The organism is Polaribacter sp. HaHaR_3_91 (genome assembly GCF_019278525.1).
Classification (GTDB): domain Bacteria; phylum Bacteroidota; class Bacteroidia; order Flavobacteriales; family Flavobacteriaceae; genus Polaribacter.
Genome location: NZ_CP058986.1, coordinates 3717630 through 3734423 on the forward strand (window position 1 = coordinate 3717630; position 16794 = coordinate 3734423).

Below are 16794 nucleotides of genomic sequence, written 5' to 3' on the forward strand. Positions count from 1 at the left end.
ATATGTTTTCTAGTTTTTTATATTTGATGTTGTACTTAAAAGTAAATTTTTCATTTTTTGAGAATGGTCTGTTACCTTATGTTCAATATTTGATTTGTCCCACTCGGTATAGCACATCATTAAACGTTGTTTTACACTTTCGTTTTCGATATCATTTGGCGAATAATGACTTTTTTTACCTTCAGGTAATAGGTTACTTAATTTAGAGTTTTGACTTCCGCTAATTAAGCATAAGTTTCCAAAGTTATTTAAAAATTTATAATCTTTGTCATCTAATTTATCATCATTATTATGCGGATTTTGTGGGTAATAATGTTCTACAGACGATCGAAATGAAAAATTGAAATTCTTTATACTGGAGTTGAAGAATTTATAATCTCTATCTTTTTCTTGTATACTGTTTTTTTGCTCCTCCCATTGGTGCAATAATAAATAATCTAAACGATTAAAAATAAAGTTTTCTACACTTGTACCGTTATTTAAAATTGTATCAATAGCATTATGATCAAAAAGACTACGTTCACCTTTATTGGTATATATAATATCATAATACTCTATTTTTTTTCCTTTTTCTGCTAAAAAATTATCATATAAATACGCATCACTTAACCGTTCTAAATAATTTATATAATCAGCTTCTTTTATTTCATCTATATATAAAACATAGTTTAGGGCTGCATTTAACCAATGCTTATAAATTAATGTTGGTGCAGAAACATGAAACATAGAAAGTAATAGAATAACTTTCTGATTATTTTTTGAAAAAGTATTATTGTATTGAGGAGAACTCTCTACTTTAAGTTCTTTTAAACTCCATTTATCATCTAATCCATCTCTTTTAATAATATATTTATCATATTTACTTTTAAGTTTTAATAAATGAAAACCAAAATCTTCTACAAATTCTATTTTATTAATTGCTTTATTCTCTAAGAATAATTTGAATGTATCTAATAACCTTTTATCATCTAAAGGCACATCTTTTAATTTTTCGTTTATGAAATATTTATTTGATTTATTAATTAAGATTCTTAAAACATGTAATAAAAAATTAGAATAATTTATTACAGTAGTAAAACGTTCTTGTCCTTCTTTATTTTCTTTATTTTTAGAAGCATCACCCTTAGTGTCAATCAAAATAGATAACATTGTGGGGTCGTTACTTTCATCGGAAACAGTACCAAAACAGTTTAAAACCTCATTAAAGTCTGTTGGGTTAAAACCTGTCCAATCGTTACCAAAAATAAGATTTCTAATACTTTGATTATTATTTTTGTCTTTATGAGTAGAAAAACCATATTGCACATATTTTTCCATGTTAGCACAAGCCTCCCAAATAGTATTAAAAACGTGAGTGCTTTTATCGTCATTTTTAAAAACATCTAACATATTTGCCTTTAAAACCTCATGTTTTTCTAACTGTTCCCCACGACTATTCATTATTTCAAAATAATGATTTAAATCTGTATCTTCAGGTACAGGAACCCGTAATAATTTAACAGAATTTTTAAGGTAAGACACAAAATTATTTAAGACCTCTTGTCCTCTATTTTCCTGAATAGTATTTAATTCGTTAGTTATAATATGATAAGCAGCTTTAATGCGTGTATTTAATCCTTTTGTATTATTTATAAAGTCAATTTCTTTATCATAATTAAAAAAATAGTCTAAGCTATAAGTTGATTTTGGCCTACTGTCATACCTCAGATTAATTTTAAAATTACTCTCAATTTTATTAAATTCGTTTTTTAATACTGAAAACAAGATATTTAAAGTTGTTAATCTTTGTTGACCATCTATAGTTTCAAAAAACGTTTTCCCTTCTTCTTTTCTTTCATATACGACTAAACTTCCTAAATAATAATTCTTAGAATTTATCTCTGAAAAATCTAAAATATCCTGAATAAGCTGTTTTATATGCGGCTCTGTCCAGGCATAATTACGTTGATATCTTGGTATTACATATTTTTCTAATTGAGAATAATCTTTTGGGCTAAAAATACTACCTATACTTAGTTCTATTGGTTCTTTAGCCATAGCTTAAATGTATTTTAATTCTGTAAAAAGAGTTTCAATTTTTTTTGTATTGGTTGATTGAATTTCTATCTTACCAAGATCAATATTATAGACTTCTTTAGGTTGAGTAGCTTCTCTAATTACATTAAAAACACTATTCCACACAACAGCATGGTTATCTGCTGAAGCCAATTGTACTGCTTTACTTGTTAGTCTTAAAGAATACGCCCAAACAAATAGTTTAACTAAAACTTTGTCTAAATTTTTATTACCAAATTTATCTATATAATATAACAAAGCACAATCAAAAATATTTCTGACATATTTATCTCCTGTTCTATTTCTACCGATATAACTGGCTAAGGTTTCAAAAATTCTATACACAATATCTTTTTCTGATTTCACCTCTAAGAATTGAAGTTTTTCTAATAAGTCTTTTTTATCAATAGTACCTTTTACAAACCTCCCTTTTTCGTTTTTAATGTTAATTATATTGTGTGTCTGTTTTATCTGATTCACTTTATATTGATAAAAAGCAATCATTTCGAAAAAACGTTTTCCATTAATAATGACTTGGTCTATTTGAAACGGATAGGGCTTTATATTTAAGTCAATTTTACGATGTAAATGGGTGTTAAACTCATCTGTAAATACATTATTAATTCTTAAAGGATAAGCGTAAGGATAATTTAAAGAATCATCTAAGGTTACACCTTTAAAAGTGGAAGCATTATTACTGTTTAAATACCTACCTTGTTTACGTTTAGACCAACGTCTTACTCTAAATAAATAATTACTAAATAGATCTTGTAATTCGCGATCTTCTTTCTCTTCCCAATCTTTAATGCAAGCTGCTTTTTCTAATTCATTAAGTGAAGACATTTCTCTTAAATGAAATGCTTTTAATAAATCGTGGGGATCTAAACCTTTTCCTCTATCATTTTGAGAATCAAAAAATTGAAATGCCTCAGAAATATCTGTAAGCGTAATACAAATCAATTCACATTTATTAAAGAAAAACTTAATTTCATCTACAGTAAAATGGGATATTTCTCTTTTAATAATATCATAATTTAAAGCCATATTATTTTTAGTAATATCACTTGTAAATTTCACCTTAAGTAGACTTAATTGACTACCTGTTATTATTTTTTCTGCAATTTCTTTTGTGTTTGGCTCGTTAAGTAAACTATAAGCAATCAAAGTTAAGGTTATAAGTCTTTGTTGTCCATCTACAATATGGAAGTAGTCTTTTTTTGTTACTTCTTGATCTGTATATATATCTTTAGACTTATCATATATTACAACGGTACCAATTCTATATGCAGATTTCTCTTTATGCAAAAGAACATCTTCTATAAGCTGTTTTACATTTTTAGACTGCCATTTATAGGGTCTTTGATACTCTGGTATAGTTAAATTTTCTAAACAAATTAAATCCCTAACAGTCTGCACCTTGGGATCTATTTTATTAACAAACTCTTGCTCAACAGCTATATTATTATTATTATGCATACAAATAATCGTTCAATTCTTTAATAATTTCAGCAGTTTCATTTTTAAACACTTTGTCTAATTTTCTTAGTCCACCATCAACACTAAAAGGTGGTTTGTTTAAATCTTCTAAAGTAATTATAGATTCTCTTTGCAACTGTGCTTCTATTTTATCTAACCATTTTAATTGAATTTGATTCCAGTTATGCGAAGTTTTCAATTTTGCTAAGGCTTTTGAAATGCGTTCTTTATGAGACACTAAATCTTCGCCTAAAGCACAAGTACGAACGTGTGCAATAATGTCTGCAATTATCTCTGTATTGGTTACTTCTTTAAAAGCTGCATTTAATTGATTCTTGTTAAAGCCTTCAATATCTAACACCAAACGCAGCTCTTTTAAATCTGAACGTGTTAAACTGCTTGGTTTTGTACACACAATGTTTAATGCTGCAATTTCATTTCTATTATTTCTGATAAACTCTGTAAAGGAGTCTAAATAATCTTTAGGTTTTAGGTTTTTCTCATACGCTCTAGAGATTTCTTCAACCCTATCTTCATGATCACTATATAAGGTACTATAGTTTAAAGCCTTTCCTTTTTCTCTATCTAAAAACTCCCATAAGTGTCCATAATTAGAGAAAGATTGATTCAAGTTTTGAACATCTGTAGCTTTTAACTTTTTAGCAAAGTCTCTTGCTGTCGGTTCTCCTGTTAAGACACTAAATCGTTCCTTTTGCTCCTGATTGAAACCCGAGAACTTACGCTGTACCTTGGCTATAATTCTATCTAGTTTTGCTTCTTTAGTATATTCATCTTTAATGATTGCAAATTCTTCTACTAAATTAGCAAAGGTTTTTGTTACTAATGGAGCAACAGGTTTCATCACCTGCTCTTTTGACATAATTTCGGTAACTCCAACACAATCGTAAATTTTAAAAACTTCTTTTCCTATTTCATCACAACGCCTTGTTGCTCTCCCCACCATTTGGTCATATAAAATACGAGAATTTACTCTTCGTAAAAAGACCAAATTAGAAATACTTGGCACATCTATTCCTGTTGTTAACAAATCTACTGTAACCACAATACTTGGGTATTGATCGTTTTTAAATTTACGAAGCAAGTCTTCTCTATTATAAACCTCTCCAGTTATTTTAACAATTGCATCATCATCTACATCTTCACCTAATTCTACAAGCTCTTCCTTCATCAACCTTACAATGGTATCTGCATGAATATTTGTAGCTGCAAAAATTAAGGTTTTGTCCTTATTTTCTGGTAAAATCCCATAGGTAGAAATCAATTCGTTTAATATGACTCTATTAAAATTTTCAGTAATTACTTTACGATTAAAACCTGTTATTTCTACTTTAATTTCATCATCAGTAACTCCTAAATCTTTGATTTCATTTTCTTCAGGATCGTATATTTTTACTTCATCTCCTTTTTCCCAAACAATACCATCTTTAGACAAGGTAGTTTGAAAAACATAAGGAGGTTCAAAGTCTATCAAATACCCCTCTACAACTGCTTTTCTATAAGAGTACGTAAAAACTGGATCCCCAAAAATATCTCTAGTATGTAATGCAGGTGTTGCCGTTAACCCAATGCGATAGGCATCAAAATAATCTAACACCATTCTGTATTTACTCTGAAAATCTAATTGATCACGAAGAATAAATTCTTCCTCATCCATTTCTTTATCTAAAGTATATCCTCTATGTGCTTCATCTACTACTATACAATCATAATCTCCAACACTTGGAGAATCATCAGAATAGGCAATACGTTGCACCATACCTTGCACGGTTGCAAAGTGAATTTTGGTATCTAATTCTGCCGCCTTATCTTCTAAATCTTGTAAATCATATATTTGAGCAAACGTTTGTAACCCTTCTATATGTACTTCTTTAAAAGCATCTGAAGCCTGTTTACCTAACATTCTTCTATCTACCAAAAATAAAATACGTCTAAATCTCCCTGAAGCAATTAAACGATAACACATACCAATCATGGTTCTTGTTTTACCCGTTCCTGTTGCCATCGCTAACAAAGCGCGTCTATCTTCTTTATTGGTTAGTATTTTATGTTCTACGGCTTTAATTGCCTCTATTTGATATTCCCTTAAACTTAAACCACTCTTATCTTCTAATAAATCGTAGTCTGTTTTTTCTAGTTTTTTAATACCCTCATTTTCATCATAATTGAGTTTTTCAATTAAATCTTTTGGTGAAAACCAATCAGGTAAAGGTCTTGCTATATTTTTTTTATTCCGTGCATCCCAAAACCAAATACCAGATGCAGATTTAAACTGCTCTAGATAAGATCTACCATTTGTAGCAAAAGTAAATGGCACTTTGTAATCACTACTATTTGGATGTAACGGAAAAGTAATATTATGATTTGTATTTACAAGTTGACTATACGTTTTTGCTTGCCCTAAATCGCTCATTACATTTTTAATGTGTTTTTTAGCTTCTACAATACCAATTAATTCTAAGCCATTAAATAAAGCATAATCTGCCCATTTTGTATCACATCTCCATTCGGCTATCGCCATATATCTTCCTTTTTGAGGAAGTGTCTTTTCCGATTTAAAATTAATTGTCAGTGTATCACATTCCCAACCAGCATCTCGTAATTGTTTGTCAATTCGATCTCTGGTTTCAACTTCTGTTTCTTCCGTTTTTTTAGCTTTTACGAAAGCACGTTCTTTTCGTTTTTGTTTTGCTTCTTCAGAAAGTTGTGTTTGCTTAAGAATTTGCTCTTTGTAAGTATTTATTTCTTTTTTTAAAACCGCTAATTCTTCTTCTAATTCCTTTGCTCTATTGTTATCTTCTAAAAACCAAGACTCTTCTGGAGTGATATAATCAGGAACAAAATCTTCTTCTTCATAAACTTCAACAAACCATTTTGTTAAGTAATAGGCTTGCCTTAACATGTATCTTGCCTCCGCTCGTGTTCCTTCACCTGAATGTGAGGCTTTATTACCCGATTTTCTTATGGCATGGAAAATAGAAATAATCTCAGACGGTGTATCTGAATAGTTAGACAACATTGTTAATCGACTTACTTGCCTACCGTCCAAAGGCTCTTCAAGTTGTTCAAAATCAATTAAAATTCTTGCTAGTTTTTCTGTAAGAATTCTAAGTTTTGCTAGGGTGGTACTAGGATCTTTGTAACAATTTTGTTCAGCTAATAAAACTAATGGAAATAGCTCTTTATAGTTTTCTTGGAGAAACCTAAAGTTCGACTTTAACCTCATAACTACTTTTTCTTTTTTTGAACCTTAAAAATAGCCAAATGAATTGGAATAGTATTATGGATTTCCGTAATTCTATCATAAAAAGCCCTCTAGATAATGACTTATTTTAAAATACACCAAAATCAAATCGAAATAAAGAAATCTCCCAAATAATTAGGTGATAAATTATTAATTTTATGATAACGTTTTAAATTTGACTCAATTATGCGTTAATCATACGTACAATTAACGCAAAATGTCCTCTATTTTATTTTTCCAAGGTGATTCATCTACAAATCAACACCAAAAACTTTTTCCAATAAATAATTACGAGACTCCTCATCTGTAATTAAATATTTCTTTTTTGTAGATTCTTTTTCAATTGTATTGATTTCTTTTTTGATCATCGAGAAATTATCAACAACAAAAGAACGGATATTCACTTCTATTTTTATCTCACCATTTTCATCAGGAAAAGTTTCTGCAAGATCTTTTTGATGCTGTGCATACAGATCTGCCTGCAAGTTAAAATAGGTAATGTATTTTTTATAAAATTCATTCGTTCCATTTTCTACATCTTTAACCATCTCATCACACCAACACTTCATTCCAAGTATATGGTTTAGATAATTATTGTATAAAAAATTAAACTGTGCCTCCTTTAATGTTGCGTAATAATCTACCAAATCAAAAAGATTCGCTCTTAACTCACCACCTTTTCTCAACATCTCCATGGTATCATCCTGCACATCGACATAACTAACAACCTCTTTAGCTTTGGCAACAATTAACCGATCAAACAACCATTCGGTGTTTTTCTTTTGCTCGTCATCAACTTCGTCCTCTACTAAACTTTTAGAAACATACAATAAAAGAGGATAAGAAGCCCTATCCCTTAACTCATTATAAATTTCGTGTTGCTTTGGTTGTTTTTCTGACATTTATTCAAATAATTTAGAGTAATCTTCTGGTAATTCCGCATCAATATCTCGTAAATACTTTTCTAACGAAACCATAGAAGTATGGCCTGTAATTAACATCAAACTACTTTTCGCTTCAAAAGGAGTTGCTTTTTCTCTTAATTTTCGATACAATTTAGAAATAAATGTATGTCTAAAACTATAAATCCCATGATCCTCTGTCAATCCAAATTGCTCTTTTACAACACTTGAAAAGCGCTTAGAAAAATGATCTCTTCTATTAATCTCTTTCGCATCCCAAAAAGCACCTATTGTTTTAGGGGTAAACAAATATGATTCTTTATCTAATTCTGATAAATCTGGTAATACTTCCCATAAGATATCAGGAATTATTTTTGTTTTCTTAGCACTCGTTTTTGCTTTATACTGAATCCTTCTTTCCTCAACATTAATGTCTTTTATTTTTATTCTACAAACTTCAATAGGTCTTATAAAACAATAAGAAACAAACTTTATAAATAACAATAAATGAGGATCTTCTTTTTCTAAATATTTAAATATCTTTTTTTGTTCTTCTAAAGAGTATGTTTTATGTCTTTTAGGTTTTGATGCTAAAATTGGTATGGATTGAATATAGTTTTCATCCACCAATTCATTGTCTTTTAATACCTGAAACAAACTCCCTAACTCTGTTCTATAATTATTTCTACTTCTTGCACTTGTTCTTAAAAGAATGGTATTTAAATACTCTATTACATCTTTTCTATCAATACTTTTTACATGCTTCTTATCAGGATAATTTACCTCCATCCACGCAATAAACTTATTACTCTTTCTTCTATAGTCACTAATCGTCCTTTCACTTACTTCTTTTTCTTTTAATTCTAAGGCAAGATCAAAAGCTTTTGTAATAGAAATTACATCATATTTAACTTTTGCAATTGTTTTATTATCATTTGCAATTGTTTTATCATCATTTGCAATTGTTTTATTATCATCAGCAATACTTTTATCGTCATTTGTAATGCTTTTCTCTTCCTTAGCAATGCTTTTCGTTTTACCGCCGCCACTTTCTACTCCTAAAACAATTGCATGTTCATCTATAGCTTCTTTTACTGCTGACTTTATAGCATCATTTAAATAACTTGGGACTCCCTCTTCTTTTAAAACTTCTTCTTTAGCTTTTTTCTTCGGTGCTTCTTTCAAAAAAGGATCTTTCAATTTTTGATGTAAAATAGCATTATCTTCAAACGGATTAAATCCTTTCTTCAATAAAAAAAGTAAATTTTTTCTGTATGAAGTTAAAATAGTCAACCGTGCTTCTTTGGTTTTGTAATTGTTCACTTTTCCATAAATATTCCCCATACGTTTCATTTTTCCTGTTTCTGGAACTTTAAATGAAAAATACACATACCAGCGCTTAGAGAGGTCTCCATTTGCAGTATAAATTTTTGGGGGTGAAAAAAGTGGTAAAACTTTTGAATCGTGTTCCAAATCGTGTTCAATTTTGGAAGTAAAGGTAATGAATTCGAGAATTGATTGCATAAAAAAACAGTTTAGCGAACTAAACTGTTGTTTTATAATGATTTAAAGTAGTAGCGGGAACTGGACTCGAACCAGTGACCTTCGGGTTATGAGCCCGACGAGCTACCTACTGCTCTATCCCGCGATATTGTTTCAAAAACAACAACTTAGCTTTTAACTTTCGAATCATAAAATCGACCCGTTATTTCCGGCGGCAAATATACAACTTAATTAGAGAATTGCGCTCTTTTTTAATAAAAATTATAAATATATTTTTTATTGACCTATTATCAACAAAAAATCAACTTTCAAAATAAAAATTAAAGTAAAAAAAAAAGAGTAATCATTGCTGATTACTCTTTACTTAGTAGCGGGAACTGGACTCGAACCAGTGACCTTCGGGTTATGAGTTCAAGTAAATCTTTGACTTACTGAATTTTAACCTTTTTATTATTTAAATCGTGTTCTAAAACGTGTTCAGTTTAGTTCAGATTATTATTATATTTTCTTATTGCAATTTAGTGATTATTAAACAATAATGACTCTTTAAAATTATTCTTTTACAAATGAAATTAAGTATTATAATTTAACAACTATTAAGTAAAAAGTATGAGCCATAAAAAGTACTCAATATAAATTAAAAGCTAAAGAATTTTAAGTTGATAAAAGCTTCTATTAATTTTGAGAATTTTTGAATAGTTTAATTATTGTTTTAAGTTTCTTTTTATGCGGCTGGAAGCGGCTATTTTACATAATGGCGTTATAGTGCCTGGAGTTTTTACGGAAGAGCAGTATAACAACTATTATGTAACTTAGATTGGGTTGGTTTTATGGCGAAATAGTTGTTTGAGCGTTGGCAATGGCTCTTTGCTTTTTTTATTGTGCTTAGGCTACAACTATTGTGACATAAAACCAACTATGCAGAGGAAGCATGGATTTATATAAACCACAGAAGTTAATTGCTTTTGTACTAAATTTAATTTTGTGTTTTGTGGCTTACAAAGAGTATTTAATATTTAGATTATCCCAGATCACACGGATATGTTTCTTTAGACAACTTTAACGCGGATTTGCAAATCGTGTAAGCATAGTGTATCGACACAGGAAAGCTGCAAATGTAATCTCTAAAAAAAGATTATGAAAATAGTTTGAAATTTCATCATTGAAATGGGCACGGATTCTAAAACTGCGCAAGCGGGTTACCAAGAAATTGTTACCGTTTTCTATAAAACTTCTGAACCACCAGGATTTAAGTCTAAAATGGCTAACTCTTTTTATCTTTTGAATACATTTTTACCAGAGAAAAAACTGATCCAGATTTTTCTTTTAATTCTTATGGTATCCGTGCAATAAATTTTTCTAGCATTTTTTAATTCTTCTTTATTATTTATAGAACTTTTATAATTACACCGACTATAATTATTATAACCCAAGTTATATAAGTATTTATTTTTTGTTTTTTTTCTATAGATTCTAATTTTTTATCCAGCAAGGAAATTAGGTTTAATTGCTTATCTGCTGTTTCCTTAAGCTTATCACCTATATTTCTTTCTACTATATCGATTCTGCTAGAAACGTTTTGAACTGAAGACAGGATTCCGGCAATGTTAACATCTAGTTTATCAATGCGAATTGTTAAATTTAAATCGTGTATTGATTTAGCTGTTACAGTTGATATTTGATTGGTTTTATTTGTAACCTCCTTATATGATTCGTGAATTCTTTTTGAAATTGACTTTTCAAAACACTCAATTTTCTCACCTATTCTCTGTTTCTCAAAAGTTTCTAACAATTCTTTATTTGACTTTACAGAAGAATCAACGGTTGTTTGCAGGTTTTTAAATTTACCATCAAAATCGGCTTTTGTTATTATTTCAGAAGCTTTCTTTAACTCATCTAACGTTGCTTTTTTTATCTCATTTAGATTTGTTATTGTTTCTTTTACAGATATCTCTATACCATCTAATCTTTCAGGAAAATTGATTGTGTCAAGTTTTAAAACTACTGAAGTAACTTTATCTGAAAGATTTATAAAAGAATTATATGTTCTTTTTAATTCTGAAATTTTTTTATCAAAATTTACCTCAGAATAATTAACGGATGCAATGGCTTCTTTTACAAGTGTTTTAGCATTGTTTAGATAATCTACATTAGACTTAAACTGTGTTAACTCATCTTGTAAAGTTTTTAGCTCTTCATTAATTTGTTCTACTATTGGATTTGCCATATCAATTTAATATTTTGTTTAGAGAATGTAATGTGCTATTGGCTTTTTGTAATGGTTTTAATAATCTTTTTATCATTATTGAATTAAAGTTAAAAGACAAATTATTTTGAACCATATACCTTTTTAATTCAGTATTTTTATCTAGAATTATCGATGTGAATTTGTTAAAAATCACCTCTAATTTTTTATCACTCCAATTAGGTTCTTTTTCCTGAATATTTGAAAAAGCATTAAGAATTAAACCTTCAGCTTCTTTTAAGTACCGTGGATTTTTATATTCAAGCATGTATAAAGCGAAAGCATTTAATAATAGCAATGTATAGCTGTCAGGTTGATTATTTAGCATTCGAGTACACGCACCTCGTAGGTGTTTTATGTTATCAATCTGACCAGCTTTTGGGTCTTCTTCAACAATTTCCATAAATAACCACACTAACTCTATATCTTCATCTTTAGCATTGTCTGTTAAATCTGGTATTGATGCATTAACCTCTATATTTTTTTCATTAATATAAGAATATCCTGTTCTTGCATATTTAGAGTTGAAATATAAATCAATATAATCCTTAAGTTCAACGCTTCCTTTTTCAATACCTAGCCTACAAGCATTCTTCATATCGTGCATAGCTAATTGTCTCTTTTTTTGTATTTCTTTGTAAACAAAATTTACTAGAAAAAATAATGATTTCCTTATTAGGGTAGGCTCATTAATTTTATTAAGAGTTCTTAATCTAGCTGTTGTAGTTTTATTCGAATAATATTTTAAAAGAAACCCTTTAAGGTTATTTCTATAATTATTATCCATTTTTTTAGTGCCAAATAAGGTGAATGTGTTTGATGAAAAATTAACGGTGTAATCATCAATAATACCTAAAGTTGAAAGACGGTAAATCGCTTTTTCAGTATCCATTTTATCACGGTACCCATTGTATAGGGACATAAACATTTTATACGCAAAACCTACCGGGTTATTTTTATTAGTATCCCTGCTGTTACAAAGTGCTTCAAAATTTAACTCTTGACCACCTGTGAAATTTTGATATTTATCGCAAACCTCCTCAATAAATGCTTCAGATTCGGTACAATTTGCTCGCATACGTTTAACAATTTGTTCTGTAAAACTTTGATGAACTACCACTTGCAGCCATTTAGTAATTGTCTTTACTCTATTGGCAGTATCATTGTAAAAACCAACTGTTAACGAAAATGAATCTTTATTATTTAAGCCATATAATAATCGTTCTATCCCTATTTGCTTGTCGCTGCGCTGTATCCAAACGTAAACAGGTTCATTTAGGTTTAAGTTTTCTATATATTTTTTTAGTAAAACCCATATTTTATCTGATATTTCTGGAAGAATACTTCGTACTATTTGACCTCGCCTATTAAATTGAGTGTAACCAACAAGGTTGTTTAAGTTAAAATAACCTAATGGTTCATTAAAACTACGACTAATATAAAGATTCCTCGTATTCCCACCTTCCCAATAGTTACATTTGATATCGAGATTAAACTCATTATTTATAAGATTTTCCAATTCGAATGTTCTATCTGGAAAATAGATTTCTGTTAATAATTCATCTAATACTGCCAATTCTTTCTCCACACCTTTAAAAGAATTTTTATGGAAGTACATATTTATATCAAGATCGTGATCTATTGGCTCATCTTCATTTGGAAGAGTAACTTGTTGCTCGTTAAATAAAATGTATGATAAAGCCATTTTGCGATCCCTACCTGCACGACCTGCTTCTTGGACATAGCTTTCAATTGAACTTGGATAGTTTACGTGAATGGTATAACGTATACTTTCTTTATCGATACCCATTCCAAAAGCTTTGGTGGCTACCATTAAATTCAACTCGTTGTTAATAAACTTATCTTGATTTTCAAATGATTCTTCTTGAATTACTTTTACGGTATCATCATTATCGTTTCCAGAGCCCATAAAGTAACCCGCTCTAATGTTATCATATGTTGAAAGTATATCATAATAACCTTTCCTAGGAGCAGGTAAACCAGCGTTATTCGTTTTAAATTTATCAGTAACACCGAATGATCCTTTTGTATGAGGACAGAATATTAAACCAGCGTTCTTATTGCTTTCATAAAAATTTACAGGGGAATAATTTTCAATTCCCATTTTCTCAAAAGTATTTATCTCTTCATTTTTATTTAATTTCAAATCATCTTCACTAAAGACCATTATTGGATTTGATAGGAATTCATTTATTTTATAAGGAATAGAGCCTAATAACTGTTCAACTCGTTCTTGTTTTTTTGTACTTAATTCGTTCTTTAAATCCCAAATTGTATTAAGGCCAACTACAGGAAAAGAAACTTCCTCAACAATGTATTGAAGTTCATTTCTTTTAGTGTATTCTGACCGAATAATTGCTTCTTCAGTAATTCTTCGAGCTTCATCATTTCCTGATAGTTCACGTTGTACATCTGCCAGTACATCATAAGAAGCTGTAGCTGTTAAGCCAAATAATGGAAGGTATTGTAGATTTTTAGTTTTACAATATTTAAGTGCATTTTCACCTAGTTTTAGATATGCTGTTCTAAAATCGTGTCCCCATTCAGATACGCAATGCGCTTCATCAATAACACAATAACTGAAATAAATATTATTAGCTTGCATATCCTCTAAAAGAATTCTAAATTCCTCCATTTGAAGTCTTTCAGGTGAAACAAATACAAATTGAACTTCACCATCTTCCAATTTCTTCATTGCTTTTTTCTTCTCTTCACCTTGAAGTGTTGAATTGATATATACACATGAATCAATATTATTTCTAAGTAAACCATCAACTTGATCTTTCATTAAAGACCTTATAGGGTCAATTACTAAACATATGCCAGGTTGAAGAAAAGCTGACAGTTGATACGTTAAAGATTTACCTCCACCTGTTGGTAACAATCCAATTACACTTTTACATTGTAATGCATTATGTATTATGGGTAGTTGCCCTTGTCTGAATTCTTTTTTTCTAAATATTGATTGTAATATATATTCTAAACTACTTCTTATATCTTCATTAATTATAGACCATAATCCATTCTCATTAGCATTGACACAAATTGGGTTGTATTCAATTATATCAGTCGTTGCAATAACTCTTTTTGTATCAATGTAGTTTATTGAACGGATGTTAATTACTTCAGGAGTATTTGCTGCTATAAAACTAGCATTTATATTTCTATCAAGAATAGCAACATCTATCACTAAATCATAGAATTCATTTTCATTGAACGATTCTAATGATTTTGCTTTCGAGTTTTGAAAATTGCTATCCAAGAATTCTTTGGTTGAAAATATAACAAGTTCAATTTCAGGAAGTATCAGAGGTTCAGCTGTGATTACATTAATTGTATCTATTAGTTTTTGTAAATCCTGGATTGCTAGAGAAGCGCATGGAAGATCTCTTTCTATTATTGCTATTTTCCAATTTTGATTTTGCTGTGATAAGATACCCTGTGATATAGCTTCTAATAATGCTCTTTGAATACGAGCAATACCAAAAGGTATTAAGCTTACTTGCATAACCTCTTTCCCTATATCTGTATTCCAAATAGGATTTAAGTAATTTTCAGAACAGGTATTTATGTATTCATTATTTATAGCTGGCTTAAGTATGTTTTCAATTTTACTATTAAATTGATTCGTTCCAAAATCTGATGTTTTTATGCGTAAAGTATTGTTCCAATTACAAAATGCAATAGCCTTATCTCTTTCGGTATCTAAATAAGTTTGTTGTGGAGTTTGATGTTGAGAACCATCAATTTCAATTACTATTCCTTTTGGTTTGGTTTCAGTATCATATGGAAATTCTATTGAAAAGTCTGTTCTCTGTTCTTCAAAATTATCTCGAACTCTTTCTAGAATATTTGAGGTGTCAATTTTACCTTTTACAATATTACTTATCGTTCTTTGTGTTGCTATTAACTGTAATAAAAAATCATTATTTTGCCCGAAAGCACTTGGTAAATCTGAAAATAAAAATCTTTCTTCAAACTCACTACCAAGATCTTCATAACTATTTAGATAATCTTCTTTTAAATTATCACGGTTTATTCGGGGATCTATTATATGTAAAGATTTAAAAAAAAGATCTTCTAAGTTATTTTCTGCATCATTAACCTCTATTGCTATAGAACTTTCATTTTCATTGTTAAAATTAAATAAAGTAGAATTTTCTATTATTTTGTCAAGCGCATATTTATTTAGCTTAGTTGGTAATCCTTTTTGAAGAATATTTAAAATAACAGCAATTGTAGATGAATGTTCTACCTTATTTTCCTCAAAACCACTTTTACTTTTTAATTGGAAATATGACAACCATTTAGCTAAATTTTTAGCAGAATTTTTTTTTGAAGAACCATTTTCAAAAACATCAAAGAAATTATCAATTATATTTCCAGCTATAAATTGTTTCATTTTTCTATCTAGCGTTTCTAATTCTTATTAAAACTTAACTCATTGTTTCCTTTATAATATTTCATCCAATCGGGATTAGCATACATCTCATTTACTGTTCTTATTTGTAATTTTAATAATAATACTTACAACCCTTCCAAAATATACTGGCTCAACTTCGCATAAACTTTCCATATGATCAATTATAATTTCCGCAAGTTCAACCTCATTAACATCAAATAAAGCTGGAAGTATCTCTTTTGCAACTTCAGGTAAATCTTCATTTGAAAATTTCACAATATCATTTGTTAAAATCTTATAATTTAATAATGGATATTGATCTCTATATTTCTCCAACCTCAATTCCCAATTGTGTAATAAATTTTCTTTTTTTTTTTCTAATTCTGCATTATTTTTCTCACCTGAACCTTCGTTCAAATCCTCTAAAAATAGTGAGTATCCAGCCTTTATTGAGTTCTCACTAACTTTATCTTTTATGCTTAATGCATCAGAAAGTTTATCAACATCCTCTTTTATTTTACTTTCTGATTTGTTAATTGATTTTATTTCCAAACCTATTAAGGATGCATTGCTATTGTTATTTTGACTCCCTGTTAAGGCAATATCCAAAATTCTTTTATCATCAAATTTCGAATCCTTATCATTCCTAGATAAATTTTGTTTCCAATTATCCTCATCAAATGCGTTTAAGAAAAAACCCTTTAATGGATACTCAAAATGAATGTTTATATTTTTTATTGCTGCCCAGACATAAAGACTTTTTGCAACATTAACATTTATTAAATATTCAATCATTCTAATTTGAAAATCAGATTCTTGAAAATTTAATGCTGTATTTTCTAAATAGGCTTTTCTTGCCCCTTCAAAAATTAACCACTCTATTTCAGTAAGATAACTATTTTCCCATTTCATAAAACAGATTTTTTTT

The 16794-nt window shown here is 29.2% G+C and carries 8 protein-coding genes and 1 tRNA gene; all 9 read right to left on the reverse strand.

What is annotated here, in order from left to right; translation table 11 throughout:
• Positions 1 to 9 precede the first annotated feature (9 nt).
• Positions 10 to 2037, reverse strand: coding sequence for a DUF262 domain-containing protein (locus H0I27_RS15515; protein WP_218731561.1), 2028 nt, complete (start codon positions 2035 to 2037; stop codon positions 10 to 12).
• Between the two features lie 3 nt (positions 2038 to 2040).
• Positions 2041 to 3531, reverse strand: a complete 1491-nt coding sequence (locus H0I27_RS15520) for a DUF262 domain-containing protein (RefSeq protein WP_218731562.1) — start codon at positions 3529 to 3531, stop codon at positions 2041 to 2043.
• Positions 3524 to 6775, reverse strand: coding sequence for a type I restriction-modification system endonuclease (gene hsdR / locus H0I27_RS15525; RefSeq protein ID WP_218731564.1), 3252 nt, complete (start codon positions 6773 to 6775; stop codon positions 3524 to 3526). Before hsdR ends, H0I27_RS15520 begins: the two co-directional genes overlap by 8 nt.
• A 269-nt stretch (positions 6776 to 7044) precedes the next feature.
• Positions 7045 to 7695, reverse strand: a complete 651-nt coding sequence (locus H0I27_RS15530) for a hypothetical protein (protein WP_218731565.1) — start codon at positions 7693 to 7695, stop codon at positions 7045 to 7047.
• Positions 7696 to 9219 carry a site-specific integrase gene (locus H0I27_RS15535; RefSeq protein WP_218731567.1) on the reverse strand — a complete coding sequence of 508 codons (1524 nt, stop codon included), beginning with the start codon at positions 9217 to 9219 and terminating at the stop codon, positions 7696 to 7698.
• A 51-nt stretch (positions 9220 to 9270) separates the two neighbouring features.
• A tRNA-Met gene (locus H0I27_RS15540) sits at positions 9271 to 9343 on the reverse strand.
• 1242 nt (positions 9344 to 10585) lie between these two features.
• Positions 10586 to 11425, reverse strand: coding sequence for a hypothetical protein (locus tag H0I27_RS15545; RefSeq protein WP_218731569.1), 840 nt, complete (start codon positions 11423 to 11425; stop codon positions 10586 to 10588).
• 1 nt (position 11426) lies between these two features.
• Positions 11427 to 15866 (reverse strand): DEAD/DEAH box helicase, encoded by a 4440-nt coding sequence (locus H0I27_RS15550; protein ID WP_218731570.1) that lies wholly within the window; start codon positions 15864 to 15866, stop codon positions 11427 to 11429.
• An 87-nt stretch (positions 15867 to 15953) separates the two neighbouring features.
• Positions 15954 to 16778: a hypothetical protein gene (locus H0I27_RS15555; RefSeq protein ID WP_218731572.1), complete on the reverse strand. Its 825-nt coding sequence runs from the start codon at positions 16776 to 16778 to the stop codon at positions 15954 to 15956.
• Positions 16779 to 16794: the final 16 nt, after the last annotated feature.

Coding starts and splice junctions, on each gene's coding strand:
- hsdR (WP_218731564.1), bottom strand. CDS start 6,775: ATGAGGTTAAAGTCGAACTTTAGGTTTCTCCAAGAAAACTATAAAGAG.
- H0I27_RS15520 (WP_218731562.1), bottom strand. CDS start 3,531: ATGCATAATAATAATAATATAGCTGTTGAGCAAGAGTTTGTTAATAAA.
- H0I27_RS15545 (WP_218731569.1), bottom strand. CDS start 11,425: ATGGCAAATCCAATAGTAGAACAAATTAATGAAGAGCTAAAAACTTTA.
- H0I27_RS15550 (WP_218731570.1), bottom strand. CDS start 15,866: ATGAAACAATTTATAGCTGGAAATATAATTGATAATTTCTTTGATGTT.
- H0I27_RS15530 (WP_218731565.1), bottom strand. CDS start 7,695: ATGTCAGAAAAACAACCAAAGCAACACGAAATTTATAATGAGTTAAGG.
- H0I27_RS15555 (WP_218731572.1), bottom strand. CDS start 16,778: ATGAAATGGGAAAATAGTTATCTTACTGAAATAGAGTGGTTAATTTTT.
- H0I27_RS15515 (WP_218731561.1), bottom strand. CDS start 2,037: ATGGCTAAAGAACCAATAGAACTAAGTATAGGTAGTATTTTTAGCCCA.
- H0I27_RS15535 (WP_218731567.1), bottom strand. CDS start 9,219: ATGCAATCAATTCTCGAATTCATTACCTTTACTTCCAAAATTGAACAC.